The organism is Amycolatopsis thermalba (genome assembly GCF_003385215.1).
In the GTDB taxonomy this organism is placed as follows: domain Bacteria; phylum Actinomycetota; class Actinomycetes; order Mycobacteriales; family Pseudonocardiaceae; genus Amycolatopsis_E; species Amycolatopsis_E thermalba.
Genome location: NZ_PQHW01000086.1, coordinates 1 through 21181, shown reverse-complemented (window position 1 = coordinate 21181; position 21181 = coordinate 1). Strand labels below are relative to the sequence as shown.

Sequence of the window (21181 nt, the reverse complement as noted above, 5' to 3'; positions counted from 1 at the left end):
AATGTCGGATCCCGTGAGCGTGCTGGTGGTGACCGGGACCGGAACCGGCGTCGGCAAGACCGCGGTGACCGCGGCCCTCGCCGCGCTCGCGCGTGCCGAGGGCCGCCGGGTGGCCGTGCTGAAACCCGCGCAGACCGGAGTCGGCCCGGAGGAGCCGGGCGACGTCGACGAGGTGACCCGCCTCGCCGGGGACGTCACGACCCGCGAGCTGCGCCGGTATCCCGACCCGCTCGCCCCCGAGGTGGCGGCGCGGCGCAGCGGGATCCCGCCCGTCCGGCCGGCGGAGGCCGCGCGGGCGGCGAGCGAGCTGGCCGAGAGCCACGACCTGGTGCTGGTCGAGGGCGCCGGGGGACTGCTGGTCCGCTTCGACGCCGAGGGCGCCACCCTGGCCGACGTCGCCTGGGCGCTGTCCGCCCCGCTGCTGGTGGTCGCCGAGGCCGGGCTCGGCACCCTCAACGCGACGGCCCTGACCGCCGAGGTCGCGACCGCGCGGGGGCTCAACGTGCTCGGCGTCGTCGTCGGGTCGTGGCCCGCGCAGCCGGACCTGGCCGCGCTGTGCAACGTCTCGGACCTGCCGGTAGCGGCCGGATCGCCGCTGCTCGGCGCCCTCCCCGAGGGGGCGGGTGGGCTGGGCCGCGGCGCCTTCCTGGAGGTCGCCCGGGCCGGGTTGTCGCCGTGGTTCGGCGGCGACTTCGACGCCGAGCGGTTCGAGAAGGGCCTGTCCACCTGAGACGTGTCCGGCGTCGCATCGCGCCGTGATCGGGCGACGCGACCGACACGGTGCGTACACGAGTGGGGAGACCGGCTAATCTCGTTCCGGTGCGATCACCCGGGAACGAAAGGGGTGCGGTGGCCGACTCGTCGCCGGTGCAGGCCAGGCCGGGAGCCCCCGGCCCGGAGCTGTCCGCTGTGCTGTTCACCCGGCGGCCGCCGCGGCCGCGGGTGGTCGTGAAGGCCGATCTGCTGCCCGCGGTCAGCCTGTTGTCGCTGATCGGCGTGCTCGGTATCCCGCTGGGCTGGGTCTGGTCGCTGCTCGCGCCGCCCGAGCGGGTGCGCGTGTTCGACGGCGGCCAGCTGGTCCCGCTGCAGCTGGAGAGCTGGCACCGCTTCGACGACCTCGCGGTCTACGCGCTGCTCGGCCTCGGCGCCGGCGTGGTCACCGGGGTTGCCGTCTGGATGCTGCGGGAGCGGCGCGGGCCGGTGGTCATGATCGCCGCGGTGCTCGGTGGCCTGCTCGCCGCCTGGCTCGGCGTCCAGATGGGTGTGGCGTTCGCCAACAGCGCCTACGCGGTCACCACCACGCCGGACGTCGGTGACGTGATCGAGCGGGCGCCGCGCGTCGAGTCGATGTGGGTCCTGGTGGCCCAGCCGCTGGGCGCCGCGCTGGTCTACGGCCTGCTCGCGGGCTGGAACGGCCGCGACGACCTGGGCCGCAGGCTGGGCTAGGAACGCGAACGGCCGGGTTCCCCAGTACGGGAAACCCGGCCGCCGGCGTGTCTCAGGCCGCCTCGGCGCGACGGCGCGAGCGGATCAGGCTCCGCCGCTCGCCCTCGGTCGTGCCGCCGAAGATGCCGTTGTCGAGACCGGTGTCCAGTGCGTAGGCCAAGCATTCGGCGCGCACCGGACAGCTTGCGCACACCGCCTTGGCCCGTGCGACCTGCCGGGCGCCCGGGCCCATTTCGGACACGGGGAAGAACAGCTCAGGGTCCTCGTCCCGGCAGGCGGCACTCGTACGCCAGTCGATCACGTCGCGGCTCATGGCGTGCCGCCTCCTTCCATGCGTTTCGTTTTCAGCTGGCGCTCCAGGCACCAGCAAGGGCGATGAGCACGCAAAAGGGCCCATCTGGTTCTTGCCGCGGTATCTGGGGTTGCCACGCCGGGCTCGGATCAATCACCGGGATCCGAACGGGCTGGTGGCAGGGGCTGTTGCCAGCGCCGAAGGTCCAACGGTACCAGGAAGATCCATGTTCCCGGTTACCTGCGAAAACGTTGTGGCCAGCGTCTCAGTTCAGGCTGGCGGGCAGCCCGAGCTGGATCAGCTCGGGCGGGGGAGCGGGCACGGCCCGCAGCTTCGTCAGGAAGCCGGCCTCGCGGCGCAGCATGCGGCTGACCATCCGCAGCCGGCGCAGCGGCTGGGTCTCCTCGAGCAGCTGCTGCCGGTCGGCCAGCGGCAGCAGGCAGTCGGCGGCGAGCAGGTAGGACAGCGGGCCCGGCCCGACCTCCGGCTCCGGGGCCGCCCACGCGTCGCGGTGCCAGGCCGCGTCGCAGTAGGCGGCGTGCGCCGACAGCGCCGCGTCGCGCAGGCCGGCCACCGCTCGCTCGGCCGCGGTCGGCACCGGGGTGTCGTCGACCCATTCGATGGTGCCGACCAGGTAGGGCGCGCGGCTGGTGTCGATGTCCAGGACGCGGAAGCGGCGCTCGCCGCGCGTGATGATGTCGAACCGGCCGTCGGGCAGCCGCTCGCTGTCCCCGAGCAGGGCCGCACAGCCGATGGGGTGGACGTGGTCGAGGTCCTCCACCTCGCGCACCGCGGAGGTCCGGATCGCGATGATCCCGAACCGGCGGTCCGGGACCGTGCCGGTGAGCAGGTCGACCGCGAGCTGCCGGTAGCGCGGCTCGAACAGGTGCAGCGGCAGCGTGGCGCCGGGCAGCAGGACGGTTTGCAGCGGGAACAGGGGGATGGTCTCTGTCGCTCGTTCCTGCCGCTCCGCATCCACGGCTACACGGTACGTCGATCCGGTGGTTCTCGCTCAACGTCGTTTGGGCGGCGGACGGAACACCGCGAAGGGGTCCGTCACCTGGATGCCCTTCCCCGGGAAGGAGAACAACGCGGCCGGCCGCCCCCCGCTGCGGCCCGGCGGCGCGGTGTGCCCGGTGGGGGAGAGCAGGCCGCGCCGGGACAGCACCCGCTGCAGGTTCGTGGCGTCGACCTTGTAGCCCAGCGCCGCCGAATACAGCTCGCGCAGGGCCGAGATGGTGAACTCGCGGGGGGCGAGCGCGAAACCGACGTTGGTGTAGGACAGCTTGGAGCGCAGCCGGTCGCGGGCGCGCAGCACGATGTCGCGGTGGTCGAACGCGGTGCGCGGCAGGTCGTCCACCGGGTGCCAGCGGGTGTCCTCCGGGACCTCGGGGTCGACGTCGGAGGGGACCAGGCCGAGGAACGCCGTGGCGACCACACGCGGGCCGGGCACCCGGTCCGGGGCGCTGAACACGGCCAGCTGCTCGACGTGGCTCAGCTGCCGGACGTCCACCTTCTCCGCGAGCTGGCGGCGGATCGAGGTCTCGACGTCCTCGTCCGGCCGCAGCCGCCCGCCGGGCAGCGACCAGCGCCCGACGTGCGGATCCAGCGCGCGGCGCCACAGCAGCACCTGCAGTGTGGCGTAACGCACCTGCAATACCGCCGCCAAAACCTCGTGTGCCAGGGGGGCGCTGCTGTTAATATGACTTCGCACGGTTTTCGATTGTAAGGCGAAAACCAGCGACTGGTCCAGGAGGGCCGATGACTGCAGCGACTGTGGACCTGACCCCGTACGGTGGCGTGGAGCCGGACGAGGCGTGGGCGGAAGAGGTGCGCAAGCTGGCGCGCGAGCGGGATGCCGTGCTGCTGGCGCACAACTACCAGGCTCCGGCGATCCAGGACATCGCCGACCACACCGGGGATTCCCTCGCGCTGTCCCGGATCGCCGCTGCGAGCGACGCGTCGACCATCGTGTTCTGCGGCGTGCACTTCATGGCCGAGACCGCGAAGATCCTGTCGCCCGAGAAGACGGTGCTGATCCCGGACGCGCGCGCCGGCTGCTCGCTCGCCGACTCCATCACCGGCGCCCAGCTGCGCGAGTGGAAGGCGCAGCACCCCGGCGCGGTCGTGGTGTCCTATGTGAACACCACCGCGGAGGTCAAGGCGGAGACGGACATCTGTTGCACGTCGTCCAACGCGGTCGACGTGGTGGCCTCGATCCCGGCCGACCGCGAGGTCCTGTTCTGCCCGGACCAGTTCCTCGGCGCGCACGTCAAGCGCAAGACCGGGCGCGACAACATGCACATCTGGGCGGGCGAGTGCCACGTGCACGCCGGGATCAACGGTCCCGAGCTGGCCGAGCGCGCCGCGGCGAACCCGGACGCGGACCTGTTCATCCACCCCGAGTGCGGCTGCGCCACCTCGGCGCTGTACCTGGCCGGCGAGGGCGCGGTGCCCGCGGACAAGGTGAAGATCCTGTCCACTGGGGACATGGTGCACGAAGCCCGTGCCACGAAGGCGAAGTCGGTGCTGGTGGCCACCGAGATCGGCATGCTGCACCAGCTGCGCAAGGCCGCGCCCGGCATCGACTTCCGCGCGGTGAACGACCGCGCGTCGTGCGCGTACATGAAGATGATCACCCCGGCCGCCCTGCTGCGCGCGCTGCGCGAGGGCGCCGACGAGGTGCACGTCGACCCGGAGACCGCCGCCCGGGCCCGCGCCTCGGTGCAGCGGATGATCGAGATCGGCCAGCCGGGCGGCGGCGAATGACCGGCCCGGTTATCGACGGTCAGACGAAAACTCCCTGCTGGGAGGCGCGTGCCGATCTGGTTGTGCTCGGCACCGGCGTGGCCGGCCTGACCGCGGCGATCCGCGCGCAGGAGCTCGGCCTGCGGGTGCTGGTGGTGACCAAGGCGGCGGTCGAGGACGGCAACACCCGCTGGGCCCAGGGCGGCGTCGCCGTGGTGCTGCCGGACCAGCACGACGAGGGTGACTCCGTCGCCCGGCACGTCGAGGACACGCTGATCGCCGGTGCCGGGCTGTGCGACGCCGACGCGGTCGCGGCGATCCTCGCCGGCGGCCCGCGCGCGGTGTCCTGGCTGCGGTCGGCCGGCGCGCGGTTCGATCCGGGCGCCGCGGGGCTGCTCGCGCGGGCTCGCGAGGGCGGGCACAGCGCGTTCCGCGTCATCCACGCGGGCGGCGACGCGACCGGGGCCGAGGTCGAGCGCACGCTCGTCGCCGAGGCCACCGGCCGCCGCCTGCCCGTGCTGGAGCGGCACATCGCGGTCGACGCGTTGCGCACGCCGCGCGGGGACGTGGCCGGGGTGACGGTGCTCGACCCGGAGGGCAGGCTGGGTGTGCTGCGCGCGCCCGGGGTGCTGCTCGCCACCGGCGGGATGGGCCAGCTCTACCAGGCCACGTCGAACCCGGAGATCGCCACCGGCGACGGGGTCGCGCTCGGCCTGCGGGCCGGGGCGATGGCCGCCGACCTGGAGTTCGTGCAGTTCCACCCGACCGTGCTGTACACGCCGGGCGCGCGCGGGCGGTGCCCGCTGGTCACCGAGGCCGTGCGCGGCGAGGGAGCGGTGCTGGTCGACGGCGCGGGCGCGTCGGTCATGCAGGGCGTGCACCCGCTGGGCGACCTGGCACCACGCGACGTGGTGTCCGGCGCGATCACGCGGCGGCTCCTCTCGGCGCCGGGCGGGATCGACGACCACGTGTTCCTCGACGCGACCGGCGTGCCCGGGTTCGCGAAGCGGTTCCCGACGGTCTTCGCGGCGTGCCGCGCGATCGGCGTCGACCCGGTGCGGGACCCGATCCCGGTGAGCCCGGCGGCGCACTTCGCGTGTGGCGGGATCGTGGCCGGGAGCGACGGCCGCACCGGCGTCGCCGGGCTGTACGCGGCCGGTGAGGTCGCGCGGACCGGGCTGCACGGCGCGAACCGGCTGGCGTCCAACAGCCTGCTGGAGGGGCTGGTCACCGGCGCCGCCGCGGCCGAGGCGGTGGCCGCGGATCTGGCCGCGGGCCTGCTGGGCGACCCGAAGCAGGCCGCGGCACCCGCGTGGGGGCGGGTGCGGATCGCCGAGCGGGACGCGGTGCAGCGCGCGATGAGCCGGTACGCGGCGATCGGGCGGGACGCCGAGGGGCTGGCCGTGGCCGGCTCCGTCCTGGACCTGTCCGCTTCGGACGGTCTACTGCGGACGCACGCCGACGTCGAGAACGCCTCGCTCACCCTGGTGGCGCAGGCGTTGCTGGCCGCGGCGGCGCGGCGCACCGAGTCACGCGGCTGCCACGTCCGCGGTGACTACCCCGAGCGGGACGACGTGACGTGGCAGCGCAGCCTGTTGATCAGGCTGAACCCGTCGGGCCAGCCGGTGCTGGCCGACCCCGTCTGCACGGAGGAAGTGGCATGACCCTGGACCTGGAGGACGCCCGCCGCGTCGTGGAGACCGCGCTGGCGGAGGACCTGCGGTACGGGCCGGACGCGACCACCGCCGCGACGGTGCCGGAGGGCGCGACCGCGACCGCGGAGATCACCCCGCGCGTGGACGGCACGCTCGCCGGGGTGCCGGTCGCGCTCGCGGTGTTCGACGCCGTGCTCGGCAGCGGTTACGAGGTGCTCGACCGGCTCGAGGACGGCAGCCCGCTCGTGGCGGGCAAGCCCGCGCTGGTCGTGCGCGGGCCGGTGCGCGGGCTGCTCACCGCCGAGCGGACGGCGCTGAACCTGCTGTGCCACCTGTCCGGTGTGGCCACGGCGACCGCGGCGTGGGTGTCCGCTGTGGACGGTACCGGCTGCGCGATTCGCGACTCCCGCAAGACGTTGCCCGGCTTGCGGTTGTTGGAGAAGTACGCGGTGCGGTGCGGCGGTGGCGTGAACCACCGGATGGGTCTCGGGGACGCGGTGCTGATCAAGGACAACCACGTGGTCGCCGCCGGTTCGGTCACCGCCGCGCTGGCCGCGGCCCGGGAGCACGCACCCGAGCTGGCGTGCGAGGTCGAGGTCGACACGCTGGACCAGCTGGACGAGGCGCTCGCCGCGGGCGCCGACGAGGTGCTGCTGGACAACTTCACGCCGCAGCGGTGCGCGGAAGCCGTGCGCCGCAGGGACGAGCTGTCGCCGAAAACCCGGCTGGAGGCCTCCGGCGGTCTGCGGCTGGTGAACGCGCGGCCCTACGCCGAGACCGGGGTGGACTACCTGTCGGTCGGCGCGCTGACGCACTCCTCGCCCGCGCTCGACCTGGGGATGGATCTCCGCTGAACCTCGTCCCGGCTCGCCAGGACCAGGGGCCGGGGCCCACGCCGCGCGAGCTGCCGGAGGAGACCGACGATCCGGAGCCGGTGCCCGCGCTGCAGCGGATGGACACCGTCGCGGCGAGCAGCACCGACGGGCCCCTCGCTGATGGCGCGTGACCCGGTACGCGGCTGCTGCTGCCTACCGGATCGGGTCCTGCCGATCGCAAGGGTCTGGCTGGTGACCGCGCACAGCTTCGTGCTTCCGGCGACGGTGGTCGCGTGGGCCGGACCTGGCCGGGCTGGTGTGGGTGCTGCGCGTGCCGGACCGCGGCGGGCGCACCACCGCGTTGCTGCTGGCGGCCGATCTGGTGTGCGCGGCCGCGGACGGAGCGGGTGCTGCGCGACACCGTGCTGCAGGCGCTGGAGGTGATGGCGATCCGGCCGTCGAGGTGGACCGGGTGCGCGTGCAGGCGGCGGGGCTGGGCACGCCGGGTGGTGGCGGCCAGGGACTGGCGACGGAGATGGCGCGGGAGGGGGCTGCGGGCGCGGCTGGCGCTGTCCGACCTGACCGGCGACACCCGGACGGAGTCCCGGAGAACCGCAGTGCCCGACGCGGCCCGCGAGGCGCTGAAGCACGCGGGCACCCGGGAGGTCGTGATGCGCCTACTCGAAACCCGGACGCGGTTGACATTGTCGGTGCCGCGCCAGCCCGCGTCACCGCGAGATGCGTGCTTCGATGCCGTCCAGGAGGAAGTCGAGGCCGGTTCGGAAGGTCTCGTCGGCGTCCAGGTGCGCGCCGTCGCGGACGACCGTGGCCAGCGCGGGGAACCGGCCGGTCGCCAGGGTCCGCTCCAGGTACGGCCCGTGGGCGGCCTGCCACTGCTGCTTGTCCATCCCGGTGGCCCGCTCGGCCCGCCGCTCGGCGATCTCCCGCCGCACCGCGCCGATCACGTACGCGTTGACCGCGGCGACCACCGGCACGGACGCGTGCGCGTCTACCTCAGCTTCCACCACACCGCCGAGGACTGGCCGGTGACCTGCGGGATCCCGCTGGACGACCCGGCCGCCGCCCGGGCCCGGCTGATCGAGGAGTTCGCCGGCTGGGACCCGCGGTTCACCGCCCTGATCGCCGCGTGCGACGACACGGTCCGGCTCCGGGCGATCAGCACGCTCCCGCTCGGCCTGACCTGGCCGTCGACGCCGGGCGTCACGCTGATCGGCGACGCCGCGCACCTGATGCCGCCGGTGGGGCAGGGCGCGAACACGGCGCTGCTAGACGGCGCTGTGCTCGGCCTCGCGCTGGCCGCGCACCCGGACGACTTTCCCGCCGCCGTGAAGGAATACGAGCACGAGATGTTCGAGCGCACCAGCGCGGCCGCCCGGCAGTCCGCGCGAATGCAGGACATGCTGGCCGCACCGGACGCGGCCCACCGGATGCTCGCGTTCTTCCGGCCGGACTGACGCCGTCCTACAACGGCAGGTGCGCGTTCGTCGCCTGCACCAGGTCCGCCAGCTCGGGCAGCTCCCGCACCTCGCGGCCCGCCGCGCGCAGTGTTTCCGCTCCCACGCAGTCCACGAACAGGTTCGGCTCCCGCCAGGCGAACACCACCCGCGGGATCCCGGCGTTCAGGATGTGCTGCGTGCACGACACCGGCCGCGACGCCCGCGAGCTGCACGGCTCCAGCGACGAGTAGATCGTCGCTCCGGTGAGGTCCGCGCCGCCCAGTTTGGCGACCGCCACCTCCTCCGCGTGGTCGTGCGGGTCGGTCTCGCCCGAGTACCCGGTGGCGAGCACCTCGTCGTCAGCCGAGACCACGATCGCGCCCACCCGGAACGTCGCCGACGGCGGGCAGTTCTCCGCCAGCGCGATCGCCTCCCGCAGCCTGCCGTGGTCGCGCGCCGCCTGCCCCAGGTGGTAGCGCATGAACACGACGTCGCCGATGCGGCGCGTCTCGGTCAGCCGCAGCCGGCCCGGCGGGAACCGGCCGGGGCCCACGAACCGCGGCGCCGTCGCCTCGCCCACGAACACCGGCGCGATCGCCAGGTGCAGCTCGTCCACCACGCCCGCGGTGAGGAACAGCGTGTGGATCGCCCCGCCGCCCTCGACCATCAGCCGCCCGACGCCGCGCCCGGCGAGGTCGGCCAGCACGTGCCGCAGGTCGAGCGGGTCCCCGCCGTCGGCCACCGTCGCCACCGCGCCGAGCCGCTCGCGCACCGATGGCACCGCCGCGGCCGAGGTGTACACCAGCTTCTCGACGTCGCCGGTGGTGAAGAAGTTCGCCGACGGGTCGAGGTCGCCGCTCTCGGTCATCGTGACCTTGACCGGGTTCCCTCGCCCGGACCGCACCAGCAGCCGCGGGTCGTCGGTGCGGATCGTGCCGGCCCCGACCAGGATCGCGTCCACGCTCGCGCGCACGTCGTCCACGCGCGCGAAGTCCTCCTCGTTGGACAACAGGAGCCGCTGGTCGCTGGTGTCGTCGAGGTAGCCGTCCAGGGACACCGCCGCGGAGGCGAGGACGTAGGGGCGCGTGCTCACGTCCCGCAGTCTGCCACCGTCCCGCATGGCGGGCCGCTTTGACGGGCTCGGCTACTTTCGTGCACGGTGGAACGAAATGGCCGTCCTGGGGGTGCGCAGTGTCGAACGCCGCCGCGGTGCTCGGCGCGATCCGGCGCGAGGGCCCGCTGTCGCGTGCCGCGATCGCCGAGCTGACGTCATTGAGCATGCCGACGGTCAGCCGCCAGGTCACCGCGCTCGCCGAGGCGCGGCTGGTGCGGGAGGCGCCGGACCTGGCCCGCGCGGGCGCCGTGGGACGGCCCCGCGTGCCGGTCGACATCGACGACAGCGTGCTGGCCGCGTGCGGCGTGCACATCGGGGTCCGCACCACCACGTTCGGCATCGTGGACCTGCGCGGGCGGCTCGTCGGCAGCGAGAAGATCCCGACCCCGCGGGGCAGCGCCGAGGACGGGCTGGCGTTCCTCGCCGCGAAGGTGCGCGCGTTCCTGCGCCGCTGGCGGGAGCGGCGGGTCGTCGGGCTCGGGCTCGCGACCGGCGGCCAGGTCGACATCGCCCGCGGCCTCATCACGCACGACCGGCTCGGCTGGCACCGCGCCCCCGCCCAGGCCGTGCTGGCGCGCGGGACGGGACTGCCGGTGCACGTCGACGGGCACGTGCCCGCGATGGCGCACGCCGAGCTGCTGTTCGGCGAGGGCAAGCAGTACCCGAGCCTGCTGTACTTCTACGCCCGGCAGGTCGTGGGCATGGCGCTGGTCGTCGACGGTGTCCTGCACCGTGGCCCCGGTCAGGCCGGGACGGTCGCGCACCTGCCGGTCGGTGGGGACGTGCGCTGCGCGTGCGGCCGGACCGGCTGCCTGGAGGCGACGGTCAACGACCAGACCGACCGCGGCGCGCTTGCCGACCGCGCCGCGACGATGGGCCGGGCGGTCGCGATGCTGCGCGACATCGTCAACCCGGACCAGGTCGTCCTCGGCGGCCAGAACATCACCGACGCGCCGGAGCACCTGGCGACCCTGCTGCACGCCTTCGCGGCGACGACCGCGCTGCCGGGGACCGACCTGGTCACGGTCACCCGGTTCGGCCCGGACGTCCAGGCGGTCGCCGCGTGCACGGGCGTGCTGGCCGGCATCTTCGCCGACCCGGCGCCGCTGATGGCTTAGGGCGTGTCTGTCGAAGCAGCGGCGGATCATCACCGTGCAGCGCGCGCGCCCACATCCAGCATCGACGGCCCACCCACCACCCGCACACCCAACCTCACAGAACACCTGGCTCAGCGCGGCAGGGCGAGCGGGAGGGTGCGCCGCACGGCGGCGGCGTGCCTGCCGTACAGCGGCACCACCGGCACGTCCAGATCACGGGCGCGGGGCGGCCGCCGCGTGCCGGCGTAGCGGGCCAGGCGCAGCGTGACGTCCTCCACGAGCCGCCCGAAGTGGTTGCGCCGCAAGGTGTACGAGGTCACCGTCAGCGCCGCGCCGCGGGCCGTCGAGGTCAGCAGCACGGGCACGTCGTCCCGGGTCAGCGGGGCGAACCCGGCCTGGGCGGTGCCGCCCGCCGACCACGACCGCCAGCCGTCGGTCACCGGCGCCGGCGAGTCCGTGCCGACGGTGGCGCGCAGCTCGGCCGCCAGCTCACCGGCCTCCAGCAGCGTGCTGCCGTACCCGGCCTTGGCGAGCGCGCCCATCAGCGCCAGCGCCGCGCGGGTCGTCGCCCGCAGCTCGCCGGCCTCCCCGCCGCCCCGGGCCAGCGCCGCCAGCGGCGCCTCGCTCGCCCGGTACCGCACCGCGATCAGGAACGTCCGCTCGCCGAAGCTGGTCCGCACCAGCAGCTGGGCGCCCGCCAGCGGGATCTCCGGGTTGTCGCACGCCGCGCGCAGCAGGTCCAGCACCGTCGGCACGTCCGGCTCGACGCCCTCACGCAGCCGGATCACCGTCGTCCAGCCGTCCCCGGCCCCGGCCACCCCGAAGCGGTTCCCGGCGCGGTCGACGTGCTGGCGCAACCGGAAGTCGTGGGCGAGGACGTACAGCGGATCGGCGGCCTGGCGGCGTTCGTCGTGCTGCAGCAACCGGTACGACACCCACGTCAGCGCCCAGCCGGCGAGGTGGCGTCCCGCGAACCGGACGGACGTCGTGGCGATCACCAGCAGCGCCAGCACGGTCACCACGAGCTTCGCGGGCAGCACGTCGTGGACCGCGAGCAGCGCGGCGACCAGGGCGGACTCCCAGATCGCGATCTGGGCGAAGCCGATGGGCAGCACGAACGGCGCCATGGTGAACCGGCGGGTCCGGGGTGGGGCGGGTGCGGTCCCGCCACCGGCGGAGACCCCCGCGTCGGCAGCGGTCAACTCGCTTCTCCTTGCTCCTGGTACAGAATAAACGGGGAACCGGCATTCGCTGCCGGGAAAAATGCCCACAGGGAGTGAGGTCCGATGGCCATCCGGGTCGGCGTGATCGAGGACCACCCGCTGTACCGCTACGCGGTCGCGAACGTGCTGTCCGGGGCCGGTGACATCGAGCTGGGGCCCGTCGCCGAGTCCGTCGCCGCGTTCGCGAGCAGCCAGGAACCGGCCGGGTGCGTCGTCGTGCTGGACCTCAAGCTGCGTGGGGTGACCGATTCGCAGGCCGTGCAGGAGGTCGTGCGGATGGGGCACAAGGTGCTGGTGGTGTCCGCGCACGCCGGCCAGGAGGAGGTGCTGGGCGCGGTCTCCGCCGGCGCCCGCGGGTACCTGTCGAAGGACGCCGACGGCGACGACATCCTGCACGCGATCCGCGAGATCGCCGCCGGGAACTCGTACGTCTCGCCGACGCTGGCGTCCTACCTGCTCGACTCGACGCGCCCGCGGGCCGGGGCGAGCAGCGTGCTGTCCGACCGCGAGCGGCAGGTGTTGTCACTGGTCGCGGCCGGCGAGCGGGACGCCGACATCGCCGAGGCCATGTCGATCAGCGTCCGCACGGTGCGGTCGTACCTGGACCGCATCCGAGACAAGACGGGCCGCCGCCGACGCCCGGAACTGACGCGGCTGGCCATCGAGGAGGGCATGGCGTAGGCAGCACGCCGGCCACCCTCATCCGCAGGCTTCGAGGGCCCGTCCTAGCCGCCCTGCTGCCGGTTCCACATCGCCCGCAACCGGGCGTGGCGTTCCTCGAACCGGGTGGTGTACCAGTCCCACCACGGCGTCGGCTGCGTCCGGCCGGTCACCACGATGGTGTGCACCAGCCGCTGTCCGGCCCGTGCGGGTCGCCCGGCTCCAGGCCTCCTCGGCCGCGGTGGTCAGGATGAAGTGGTGGTGCCAGGTGACCGTGACGCCCCGGTACCCCAGGTTGTCGACCACCACGTGCGCGCCGGTGCTGCCCACCGGGGCCGACTCCGGCGCCATACGCTGCAGCGCCTCGGGGTCGTGCGGCTTCGGGTAGTCGCCCACCTCAGAGCCGCCGGTTGGCGAGCGCTCCCGTCGCGTTGCGGGCCTTTTCCGCGACCTCCGGGTCGATGTCCACGACCACCGACTCCGGCCCGGCGCCCAGCTGGGCGTGCACGCGCCCGAAGCCGTCCGCCACCGTCGAGTACCCGATGCCCGTCGGCGCCTTCGGGTTCACCTCGACCCCGCTCGCCGCCGGGTCGGCCTGGCCGCAGCCCAGCACCCAGCAGCCGGAGTCGAGCGCCCGCGCCCGCACCAGCACCTCCCACTGGTCCCGCTTGCCCTCGCCCGCGCCCCACGACGTCGGCAGCACGACCGCGGCCGCGCCCCGGTCGGCCAGCGCGCGGAACAGCTCCGGGAACCGCACGTCGTAGCAGGTCGCGAAGCCCAGCGTGACGCCGTCGACCTCGACGGTCACCGGCGACGCGCCCGGCGCGACCGTGTCCGACTCGCGGAACCCGAACGCGTCGTAGAGGTGGATCTTGTCGTAGCCGAGGTGGTGCCCGAGCCCGGTGATGAGCAGCGTGTTGCGCACCCGGCCGTCGTCCGACGGCGTGAACATCCCGGCCACCACCAGCACGCCGTGCTCGTCGGCGATCGCGGCCACCGACTTCGCCCACGGCCCGTCCAGCGGTTCCGCGACCGGCCCGAGCGGCACCCCGAACCGCGCCATCGCCGCCTCCGGGAACACCACGACCCGCGCCCCCTCGCCCGCCGCGCGCGCCACGCCCTCGCGGATCGGGGCGAGGTTCTCCGCGGGGTCGGCACTCGATGTGAGCTGGCACAAGCCGATCCGGAGCACCGGCTACCTCCCTGGTCGTCGTCAACGTTCCAACTCGTACCCTAGACCCATGTTGAACCGCATCGACCTGCGTGGACGCGTGCCGTCCGCCACCGAACTCCGAGCCACGCTCCCGCGTGCCGAGATCGACGTGGACGCGGCGCTGCATCAGGTCCGCCCGGTGGTCGAGGCGGTCCGCGAGCGCGGGGTCGAGGCGGTCCTGGAGTACACCGAGCGGTTCGACCGCGTGCGCCCGGCGAGCGTCCGCGTGCCGCGCGCCGAGATCGAGGCCGCGCTGACCACCCTGGACCCGGCCGTGCGCGCCGCGCTGGAGGAGGCGATCGACCGCGCCCGCAAGGTGCACGCCGACCAGCGCCGCACCGACGTGACCACGACGGTCGTCGACGGCGGCACGGTCACCGAGCGCTGGGTGCCGGTCGAGCGCGTCGGCCTCTACGCCCCCGGCGGGCTCGCGGTGTACCCGTCGAGCGTGGTGATGAACGTCGTCCCGGCCCAGGTCGCGGGCGTCGGCTCGCTGGTGCTGTGCTCGCCGCCGCAGGCCGAGTTCGGCGGACGGCCGCACCCGACGACCCTGGCCGCCGCGGCGCTGCTGGGCGTCGACGAGGTGTGGGCGGTCGGCGGGGCGCAGGCCGTGGCGCTGCTGGCCTACGGCGGCACCGACACCGGCGGCGGCTAGCTGGTCCCGGTCGACCTGGTCACCGGACCCGGCAACATCTACCTCACCGCCGCCAAGCGCCTGCTGCGCGGCCTGATCGGCATCGACTCCGAGGCGGGCCCGACGGAGATCGCGATCCTGGCCGACGAGACCGCCGACCCGGTGCACGTGGCCGCCGACCTGGTCAGCCAGGCCGAGCACGACCCGCTCGCCGCGAGCGTGCTGGTCACCACGTCGGCAGAGCTGGCCGACGCGGTGGACGAGGAGCTGACCGCCCGGGTCGCAGCCACCAAGCACACCGAGCGCATCGGCGAGGCGTTGCGCGGCAGGCAGTCCGGCACCGTGCTGGTGTCCACTGTGGAGGACGGTCTGCGGGTGGTGGACGCCTACGCGGCCGAGCACCTGGAGATCCAGACGGCCGACGCGCGCGCCGTCGCGGCCCGGGTGCGCAACGCGGGCGCGGTGTTCGTCGGCCCGTACGCGCCGGTTTCGCTCGGCGACTACTGCGCGGGCTCGAACCACGTGCTGCCCACCGGCGGCTACGCGCGGCACTCGTCGGGGCTGTCCGTGCAGAGCTTCCTGCGCGGCATCCACGTCATCGACTACAGCGAGCAGGCGCTGCGCGAGGTGGCCGGCAAGGTCGTCGCGCTCGCCAACGCCGAAGACCTGCCCGCGCACGGGGAAGCGGTCACCGCGCGCTTCCCGGGAGGAGCCGAGTGAGTTCCGACGACGTCCGTCTCGAGGACCTGCCGCTGCGCGAGGACCTGCGGGGCCGCAGCCCCTACGGCGCGCCGCAGCTGGACGTCCCGGTCCGGCTCAACACCAACGAAAACCCGTACCCGCCGCCGCAGGCCCTGGTCGACGACGTCACCGAGGCCGTCCGCGAGGTGGCCGCCGGCCTGCACCGCTACCCGGACCGCGACGCGATCGCCCTGCGCCAGGACCTCGCCGCGTACCTGTCCGGCGCGACGGGCGTGTCGCTGACCGAGCGGAACCTGTGGGCCGCCAACGGGTCCAACGAGGTGCTGCAGCAGATCCTGCAGGCCTTCGGCGGTCCCGGCCGCAGCGCGCTGGGTTTCGAGCCGTCGTACTCGATGCACCCGATCATCGCGGCCGGCACCCGCACCGACTGGGTGCCCACGCCCCGGCGCGACGACTTCACGCTCGACACCGGGGCCGCGGCGCGGATCATCGCCGAGCGCGGGCCCGACGTCGTGTTCGTGACCAGCCCGAACAACCCGACCGGCGGCTCGATCCCGTTCGACGAGCTGGAGCTGGTGCTGCGCGCCGCGCCCGGCATCGTCGTCGTGGACGAGGCGTACGCGGAGTTCTCGTCGCAGCGCAGCGCGGTCGAGTTGATCGAGCGTTACCCGGCGCAGCTGATCGTGTCGCGCACGATGAGCAAGGCGTTCGCCTTCGCCGGCGGGCGCCTGGGCTACCTCGCGGCCGCCCCGGCGGTGATCGACGCGCTGCAGCTGGTGCGGCTGCCCTACCACCTGTCGCTGCTGACGCAGGCGGCCGCGCGCGCGGCCCTGCGGCACGCGGACGAGACGCTGGCCACGGTCGCCAAGCTGGCGGCCGAGCGTGAGCGGGTCGCCGAGGGCCTGCTGGGCCTGGGCTTCGCGCCGGTGCCCAGCGACGCCAACTTCATCCTGTTCGGCCGCTTCGCCGATGCGAAGGCGAGCTGGCAGGCCTACGTGGACAACGGGGTGCTGATCCGCGACGTCGGCATCGCGGGTCACCTGCGGGTGACCATCGGCACCCCGGAGGAGAACGACGCCTTCCTGGCGGCGAGCAAGGAGGTCCCGCGGTGAGCCGCGTCGGCAAGGTTTCCCGGACCACCAAGGAGTCCTCGATCACCGTGGTGGTAGACCTGGACGGCACCGGGCAGGTGGAGGTGTCCACCGGGGTCCCGTTCTACGACCACATGCTCAACTCGTTCGGCGTGCACGGCTCGCTCGACCTGAAGATCGACGCGACCGGCGACATCGAGATCGACGCGCACCACACGGTCGAGGACACCGCGATCGTGCTGGGCCAGGCGATCCGCCAGGCACTCGGCGACAAGTCGGGCATCCGCCGCTTCGGCGACGCGTGGATCCCGATGGACGAGACGCTCGCGCACGCCGCGATCGACGTGTCCGGCCGCCCGTACTGCGTGCACGTCGGCGAGCCGGAGCAGTTCAACACGTTCACCATCGGTGGGAACTACCCGTTCGTGCTGACCCGGCACGTGTTCGACTCGCTGTCGTTCCACGCGCAGATCGCGCTGCACGTGCGGGTCATCCACGGCCGCGACCCGCACCACATCGCCGAGGCCCAGTACAAGGCCGTGGCGCGTGCCCTGCGCGCGGCGACCGAGCCGGACCCGCGCGCGGGCGGCATCCCCTCGACGAAGGGTGTTCTGTGAGCAAGGAACTGGTCGCCGTCCTCCTGCTGGCGCTGGGCGGCTTCCTGGTCGGCGGCGTCTACAGCACGTGGAAGACGGCCAGGGTGCTCGCGATCCTGTTGCTGGTCGCGGCACTCCTGGCCGTCGGCGGCGCGGTCGCCTGGCTGGTGTCCTAGCTCCGGGCCTCTTCCAGCTCCCGCTGGTCGTCGAGGTGCTTGGCGAGGCTCTCGCCCTCGACGTCGACGTTCGGCAGCGCGCGCTGCAGCCACTTCGGCAGCCACCACGCGTGCTTGCCGAGCAGCGACATCACCGCGGGCACGATCGTCATGCGCACCACGAACGCGTCCACCAGGACGCCGAACGCCAGCGCGAACCCGATCGACTGGATCAGTGACAGCTCCGCCGCGACGAACCCGGCGAACACGCTGATCATGATCAACGCCGCCGCGACCACGACCCGGGCGCCGTGCCGGAACCCGCTCACCACGGCGTCCCGGGCGTCGGCGCCGTGCACGTAGTCCTCGCGCATCCGGGTCACCAGGAACACCTGGTAGTCCATCGCGAGGCCGAACAGCACCCCGATCAGCAGGATCGGCAGCATGCTCATGATCGGGCCGGTCGAGTCCACGCCGAGCAGATCGGTGAGCCAGCCCCACTGGAACACCGCGACCACCGCGCCGAAGGTCGCCACGACCGAGCCGAGGAAGCCCAGCGTCGCCTTCAGCGGCACGATGATCGACCGGAACACCAGCATCAGCAGCAGGAACGCGAGCCCGACGATCAGGCCGAGGTAGGGCAGCATCGCGCCGGCCAGCTTCTCCGACACGTCGATCTGCAGTGCCGTCTGGCCGGTCACCGACAGCTTCGCGCCGGTGGCGCCGGAGAGCCGGTCGGACTGGTCGCGGATGCTCGCGACGAGCCGTTCGGTCTCCTCGCTGCTCGGGCCGCTCTTCGGGATCACGGTGACCAGCGCGGTGTCGCCCGCGGCGTTGAACTGAGCCTGGGTCACCGCGGCGACGTCCGGCAGGCGGGAGATCGAGTCGGTGGCTTCGGTGGCGGCCAGGCGCGGGTCCGGCGCGTCGGCGGAGTCGATGACGACGATCAGCGGCCCGTTGGTGCCTTCGCCGAAGCCCTTGCTGATCAGGTCGTAGGCCTTGCGCTGGGTCGAGTCCGGCGCGGCCGTCGCGTCGGTCGGCAGGCCGAGCTGCATGCTCAGCGCCGGGATCGCGACCACGAGCAGACCCACGACGGCCGTCACCAGCACCGGAACCCGGTGCCGGCCCACGTACCGGGCCCAGCGCTCGCCCATCGCGGGCCTGCCGTCGTGCTTGGGGCGGGCGCGCTTGCCGGCCACCTTGCGGCCGGCGAAACCGAGCAGCGCGGGCAGCAGGGTGAGCGCGATGAGGACCGCGACGGCCACGGTCGCCGCGGCGGCGACGCCCATCTGGCCGAGGATCGGGATGCCCACGACGGTGAGCCCGACCAGGGCGATGATCACCGTCAGGCCCGCGAACACCACCGCCGAGCCCGCGGTGCCGACCGAACGCCCGGCGGCCAGTTCCGGATCGTGCCCCTCGGCCAGCTCGTGCCGGTAGCGGGAGACGATGAACAGCGCGTAGTCGATGCCGACGGCCAGGCCGAGCATCAGCGCGAGGATCGGGGTGTTGGAGTTCAGATCGACGAACCCGGACACGGTCATCACGCCGGCCATGCCCACGCCGACGCCGATGAGGGCGGTCAGCAGCGGCAGCCCGGCGGCGACGATCGAGCCGAACGTGATCGCCAGGACGATGGCCGCGACGATCACGCCGATGCCCTCGGTGGCCTCGGTGGCCGGCACGCCTTGGATCGCGTCGCCGCCGAATTCGACGGTGAAACCGGCGCTCTTGGCCGCGGTGGCGGCGGATTTGAGCGCTTCCCGGTCGCTGTCGGTGACCTCCGGGGCGGGGACCTTGTAGCTCACCTGGGCTACCGCGATCCGTTCGGTGACCGTCTTCGCCTGGTACGGGTCGGCGACCGCCGCCACGCCCGGCGCGGTCTTCAGCTTGCCGACGAGGTCCTCGACGGTCGCCCGGGCCGCCGGATCGGCCAGTGTCTGCCCGGCCGGCGCCTCGATCGCGACGCGTGCGGTGGCGTTGCCGGCCGCCGCCTGCGGGAACTTGTCCTTCAGGTGGTCGATGGCCTGCTGCGCCTCGGTGCCGGGGATGGTCACCGAGTTCGACATCTGGCCGGACAGCGTCAGCGCGCCGCCGCCGAGGACGAGCAGGATCGCCGTCCAGACGCTCGCGACGAGCCAGCGCCGGCGGAACGAAAACCGGGCTAGGCGGTAGAGCAGGGTGGCCACGTACTCGGCTCCAATTCAGTCGAGTGACATCCGATCCGGTGACTCTCGAAGCTAGCCGATCGGCAAGTGCTTCGCCAAGCCGATCGGCTAGTGTGTGACTAGCCGCACGGCTAGGGCCTCAAACGTTTGCAGGGCGATTTCCGGTCGCGTACTCTTCGGCTGCTGACGAGGAGGTTCACCAGTCGATGGCAGCCGTGGCCGGACACGAAGACACCCGAACGCGCCTGCTGGCCACGGCATTGCGGCTGTTCACCGCGCACGGGGTCGAGGGAACGTCGCTGCAGATGATCGCCGACGAGCTCGGGGTCACCAAGGCGGCGGTGTACTACCACTTCAAGACCAAGGACGAGATCACCGAGGCCGTGGTCGAGCCGGGGTTGCGCGAGCTGGGGGCGGTCGTCGCGGAGGCGTCGCGGGAGCGCAGGCCGGGCGCGCGGATCGACCACATGCTGGCCGGGTTCGTCGACCTCGTGGTCCGGCACCGCGCGCTGGTGGCGTTGTTCTCCAGCGACCCCGGGGTGGCGCGGGCGCTGGAGAAGCACTTCTTCGGCAAGGAGAGCAGCATGGCCGGGATGATGACGATCCTGACCGGCCCCGACCCCGATCCGGCGCGGGTCGTCGCCACGCACGCGGCCGTCGCCGGGATCGCGCTGGCCGGCGGATCGCCCGACCTGGCGCACTACGACGACGACACGCTGCGCGAGTCGCTGCTCGAGGTGGGGCGCAAGCTGCTCGGCCGGCCGCGCCGCCGCCCCGGGCTCAGGTGAGCGGCAGCGTCAGGCAGGTCGCGGTCTCGGTGAAGCCGCGCCGCCGGAAGTAGCCGGGAATGCGCCGGGCGACGACGTTCACCTCGACGGCCCCGGCCCGCCGCGCCCGCCGCACCACCGCGTCGACGAGCATCCCGCCGATGCCCTGCCCGCGGTGCTCGGGCGCGACCACGAGTTCCAGCAGCTGGCTGACCGGCCCGGCGGCGTGCAGCGACAGGACCCGGGCGGCCAGCACGTAGCCGACGACCTCGCCGTCGCGGTCCGCCACGAGGAAGTCCGTGTCGTCGTAGGTCATCGCCGCGATGAGCTGCTCGTAGTGGTGGCCGAACGCGGCCCGCTGGGGCGGACGGCCGTCGGCGGTCTGGCTGAGCAGGGCGAAGACGGCGATGGCGTCGGTGACATCGGCTGGCCTGATCCGCACCCGTTCATTGTGCTCAGTTTCCGTGACGGCGCAGGTATCGCGGAGCGCTCCAGTCGGGTGAGCCGGACGCCGTTCGCGCTCACCTGGAAGCGGTGGCCGTCGTCCGTTTCCCGTGCCGGGAGCCGACCCGGTCTCGCGGTCCCACGGTCACGCGCCAGGTGCACGTCGTGCCGGGACCGTGGGCGCAGGCCCTCGCCGGCCACCGGAACCCAGCTTCGCCACCCGAATGATCGACTTTTCGTCCATGGTCGCGTCCAGTCGCCCACGATCGGGGTAAGCGGCGCAGGGTTTTTGTCGGTGGGCGCTGGTAGTCAGGGAGCACGGACCGAAGGAGGACCCCGATGACGAACCCCGGACTGCTCGAGTTGTGGACCTCGCCGCAGGAGCGGGAATGCCTGAGCTGCTACGTGCGCCGCCTGCTGGCCGATTTCGGCTGCGACGGCACGCTGCGCTGGACCCGGCGGTGGCGCGCCCTGCGTGCGCCAGGGGTGGCTGCGCTCGACCGAACGCTCCGAAAACGCAAGGTCAGTTGCGACTGCGGGGTGCCGCCGGCACTCGGCGCCCCGCCGCGCGACCACAGCTCGGGCGCGGCACCACCACCGGCCGCTCTCGGCGCACTATCGCCCCACGGCGGGTTGGGCGCGGCACTACCCCCGGCCGCGCTCGGCGTCCCGCCGCCCCACCGCGACACAGGCGCGGCGCCACCTCCGGCTGCGCCCGGTGCCCCGCCGCGCGACCGCGGTTCGGGCGCGGCGCCACCGCCGGCCGCTCTCGGCGCACCACCGCCCCGCCACGGCTCGGGCGCGGCACTACCCCCGGCCGCGCTCGGCGTCCCGCCGCCCCACCGCGGCACAGGCACGGCGCCACCTCTGGCTGCGCCCGGTGCCCCGCCGCTCGTCCGCGGTT

General features: G+C 73.6%; 21 protein-coding genes and 3 pseudogenes. 14 read left to right on the top strand and 10 right to left on the bottom strand.

The annotated features are described in order from the left end of the window. Positions 1–13 precede the first annotated feature (13 nt). Positions 14–730, top strand: coding sequence for a dethiobiotin synthase (gene bioD, locus D0D15_RS27055; RefSeq protein ID WP_198958160.1), 717 nt, complete (start codon positions 14–16; stop codon positions 728–730). Positions 731–849: 119 nt separating this feature from the next. Next, a complete protein-coding gene (locus D0D15_RS27050; RefSeq protein WP_094004353.1) occupies positions 850–1446 on the top strand; it encodes a DUF2567 domain-containing protein in 597 nt (198 codons plus the stop codon). Positions 1447–1498: 52 nt separating this feature from the next. Here D0D15_RS27050 and D0D15_RS27045 read toward each other — a convergent pair whose 3' ends face one another. The 3 genes from D0D15_RS27045 to D0D15_RS27035 form a co-directional block, all read right to left on the bottom strand. Then, positions 1499–1759 (bottom strand): WhiB family transcriptional regulator, encoded by a 261-nt coding sequence (locus D0D15_RS27045; RefSeq protein ID WP_094004354.1) that lies wholly within the window; start codon positions 1757–1759, stop codon positions 1499–1501. 244 nt (positions 1760–2003) lie between these two features. Then, positions 2004–2717 (bottom strand): LON peptidase substrate-binding domain-containing protein, encoded by a 714-nt coding sequence (locus D0D15_RS27040; RefSeq protein WP_115944841.1) that lies wholly within the window; start codon positions 2715–2717, stop codon positions 2004–2006. Positions 2718–2750: 33 nt separating this feature from the next. Next, complete coding sequence (locus D0D15_RS27035) at positions 2751–3389, bottom strand: NUDIX hydrolase (protein ID WP_198958161.1); 639 nt, start codon at positions 3387–3389, stop codon at positions 2751–2753. A 110-nt stretch (positions 3390–3499) separates the two neighbouring features. On the opposite strand from D0D15_RS27035, the gene nadA reads away from it, so the two are divergent. From nadA to nadC, 3 genes are read left to right on the top strand one after another with little or no spacing between them, the layout of a single operon-like run. After that, positions 3500–4507 (top strand): quinolinate synthase NadA, encoded by a 1008-nt coding sequence (gene nadA, locus D0D15_RS27030; protein ID WP_094004357.1) that lies wholly within the window; start codon positions 3500–3502, stop codon positions 4505–4507. Further along, a complete protein-coding gene (locus tag D0D15_RS27025; protein WP_162830669.1) occupies positions 4504–6150 on the top strand; it encodes an L-aspartate oxidase in 1647 nt (548 codons plus the stop codon). Before nadA ends, D0D15_RS27025 begins: the two co-directional genes overlap by 4 nt. Next, positions 6147–6995: a carboxylating nicotinate-nucleotide diphosphorylase gene (gene nadC, locus D0D15_RS27020; protein ID WP_094004358.1), complete on the top strand. Its 849-nt coding sequence runs from the start codon at positions 6147–6149 to the stop codon at positions 6993–6995. The genes D0D15_RS27025 and nadC overlap by 4 nt, the downstream gene beginning before the upstream one ends. Before the next feature lie 689 nt (positions 6996–7684). On the opposite strand, the pseudogene D0D15_RS27010 reads toward nadC, so the two are convergent. Further along, positions 7685–7951 (bottom strand): annotated as a pseudogene (locus D0D15_RS27010) (TetR/AcrR family transcriptional regulator C-terminal domain-containing protein); the annotation flags it as partial. On the opposite strand from D0D15_RS27010, the pseudogene D0D15_RS27005 reads away from it, so the two are divergent. After that, positions 7952–8431: pseudogene (locus tag D0D15_RS27005) on the top strand (FAD-dependent oxidoreductase); the annotation flags it as partial. It lies immediately after the preceding pseudogene. A 7-nt stretch (positions 8432–8438) separates the two neighbouring features. Here D0D15_RS27005 and D0D15_RS27000 read toward each other — a convergent pair. Beyond that, on the bottom strand, positions 8439–9506 hold the full coding sequence (locus D0D15_RS27000) for a dihydrofolate reductase family protein (protein WP_094004414.1): 1068 nt from the start codon (positions 9504–9506) through the stop codon (positions 8439–8441). Between the two features lie 98 nt (positions 9507–9604). Here D0D15_RS27000 and D0D15_RS26995 point away from each other — a divergent pair, with 98 nt between their 5' ends. Further along, positions 9605–10645, top strand: a complete 1041-nt coding sequence (locus D0D15_RS26995) for an ROK family transcriptional regulator (protein ID WP_094004359.1) — start codon at positions 9605–9607, stop codon at positions 10643–10645. A gap of 110 nt (positions 10646–10755) precedes the next feature. On the opposite strand, the gene D0D15_RS26990 is transcribed toward D0D15_RS26995, so the two are convergent. Further along, positions 10756–11826 (bottom strand): type VII secretion protein EccE, encoded by a 1071-nt coding sequence (locus tag D0D15_RS26990; protein WP_094004360.1) that lies wholly within the window; start codon positions 11824–11826, stop codon positions 10756–10758. A gap of 84 nt (positions 11827–11910) precedes the next feature. Here D0D15_RS26990 and D0D15_RS26985 point away from each other — a divergent pair, with 84 nt between their 5' ends. Further along, the gene (locus D0D15_RS26985) at positions 11911–12528 is read left to right on the top strand and encodes a LuxR C-terminal-related transcriptional regulator (RefSeq protein ID WP_094004361.1); all 618 of its coding nucleotides are present in this window, start codon (positions 11911–11913) and stop codon (positions 12526–12528) included. 44 nt (positions 12529–12572) lie between these two features. Here the strand turns inward: D0D15_RS26985 and D0D15_RS37635 are convergent, their stop codons facing one another. Both D0D15_RS37635 and D0D15_RS26975 read right to left on the bottom strand, forming a co-directional pair. Continuing rightward, positions 12573–12695: a hypothetical protein gene (locus D0D15_RS37635; RefSeq protein ID WP_255407852.1), complete on the bottom strand. Its 123-nt coding sequence runs from the start codon at positions 12693–12695 to the stop codon at positions 12573–12575. A 209-nt stretch (positions 12696–12904) separates the two neighbouring features. Then, positions 12905–13699, bottom strand: a complete 795-nt coding sequence (locus tag D0D15_RS26975; RefSeq protein WP_094004363.1) for a carbon-nitrogen hydrolase family protein — start codon at positions 13697–13699, stop codon at positions 12905–12907. Positions 13700–13748: 49 nt separating this feature from the next. Here D0D15_RS26975 and hisD point away from each other — a divergent pair. The 4 genes and pseudogenes from hisD (at position 13749) to D0D15_RS36410 (ending at position 16919) form a co-directional block, all read left to right on the top strand. Further along, a pseudogene (hisD, locus tag D0D15_RS26970) lies at positions 13749–15074 on the top strand (histidinol dehydrogenase). After that, positions 15071–16168 carry a histidinol-phosphate transaminase gene (locus D0D15_RS26965; RefSeq protein ID WP_094004365.1) on the top strand — a complete coding sequence of 366 codons (1098 nt, stop codon included), beginning with the start codon at positions 15071–15073 and terminating at the stop codon, positions 16166–16168. The pseudogene hisD and the gene D0D15_RS26965 overlap by 4 nt, the downstream one beginning before the upstream one ends. Next, the gene (gene hisB, locus D0D15_RS26960) at positions 16165–16764 is read left to right on the top strand and encodes an imidazoleglycerol-phosphate dehydratase HisB (RefSeq protein WP_094004366.1); all 600 of its coding nucleotides are present in this window, start codon (positions 16165–16167) and stop codon (positions 16762–16764) included. Before D0D15_RS26965 ends, hisB begins: the two co-directional genes overlap by 4 nt. Then, positions 16761–16919: a hypothetical protein gene (locus tag D0D15_RS36410; RefSeq protein WP_167481565.1), complete on the top strand. Its 159-nt coding sequence runs from the start codon at positions 16761–16763 to the stop codon at positions 16917–16919. Before hisB ends, D0D15_RS36410 begins: the two co-directional genes overlap by 4 nt. Here the strand turns inward: D0D15_RS36410 and D0D15_RS26955 are convergent. After that, the gene (locus D0D15_RS26955; protein ID WP_094004367.1) at positions 16916–19087 is read right to left on the bottom strand and encodes an MMPL family transporter; all 2172 of its coding nucleotides are present in this window, start codon (positions 19085–19087) and stop codon (positions 16916–16918) included. The genes D0D15_RS36410 and D0D15_RS26955 overlap by 4 nt on opposite strands. A gap of 185 nt (positions 19088–19272) precedes the next feature. On the opposite strand from D0D15_RS26955, the gene D0D15_RS26950 reads away from it, so the two are divergent. Further along, positions 19273–19854, top strand: coding sequence for a TetR/AcrR family transcriptional regulator (locus D0D15_RS26950; protein ID WP_094004368.1), 582 nt, complete (start codon positions 19273–19275; stop codon positions 19852–19854). On the opposite strand, the gene D0D15_RS26945 is transcribed toward D0D15_RS26950, so the two are convergent. Further along, positions 19847–20275 (bottom strand): GNAT family N-acetyltransferase, encoded by a 429-nt coding sequence (locus D0D15_RS26945; RefSeq protein WP_094004369.1) that lies wholly within the window; start codon positions 20273–20275, stop codon positions 19847–19849. The genes D0D15_RS26950 and D0D15_RS26945 overlap by 8 nt on opposite strands. A gap of 341 nt (positions 20276–20616) precedes the next feature. On the opposite strand from D0D15_RS26945, the gene D0D15_RS37925 reads away from it, so the two are divergent. Beyond that, a partial coding sequence (locus D0D15_RS37925; RefSeq protein WP_115944840.1) for a DUF2695 domain-containing protein occupies positions 20617–21181 on the top strand: 565 nt, incomplete at its 3' end.

Coding starts and splice junctions, on each gene's coding strand:
- D0D15_RS27025 (WP_162830669.1), top strand. CDS start 4,504: ATGACCGGCCCGGTTATCGACGGTCAGACGAAAACTCCCTGCTGGGAG.
- D0D15_RS26950 (WP_094004368.1), top strand. CDS start 19,273: ATGGCAGCCGTGGCCGGACACGAAGACACCCGAACGCGCCTGCTGGCC.
- nadC (WP_094004358.1), top strand. CDS start 6,147: ATGACCCTGGACCTGGAGGACGCCCGCCGCGTCGTGGAGACCGCGCTG.
- nadA (WP_094004357.1), top strand. CDS start 3,500: ATGACTGCAGCGACTGTGGACCTGACCCCGTACGGTGGCGTGGAGCCG.
- D0D15_RS27045 (WP_094004354.1), bottom strand. CDS start 1,759: ATGAGCCGCGACGTGATCGACTGGCGTACGAGTGCCGCCTGCCGGGAC.
- D0D15_RS26985 (WP_094004361.1), top strand. CDS start 11,911: ATGGCCATCCGGGTCGGCGTGATCGAGGACCACCCGCTGTACCGCTAC.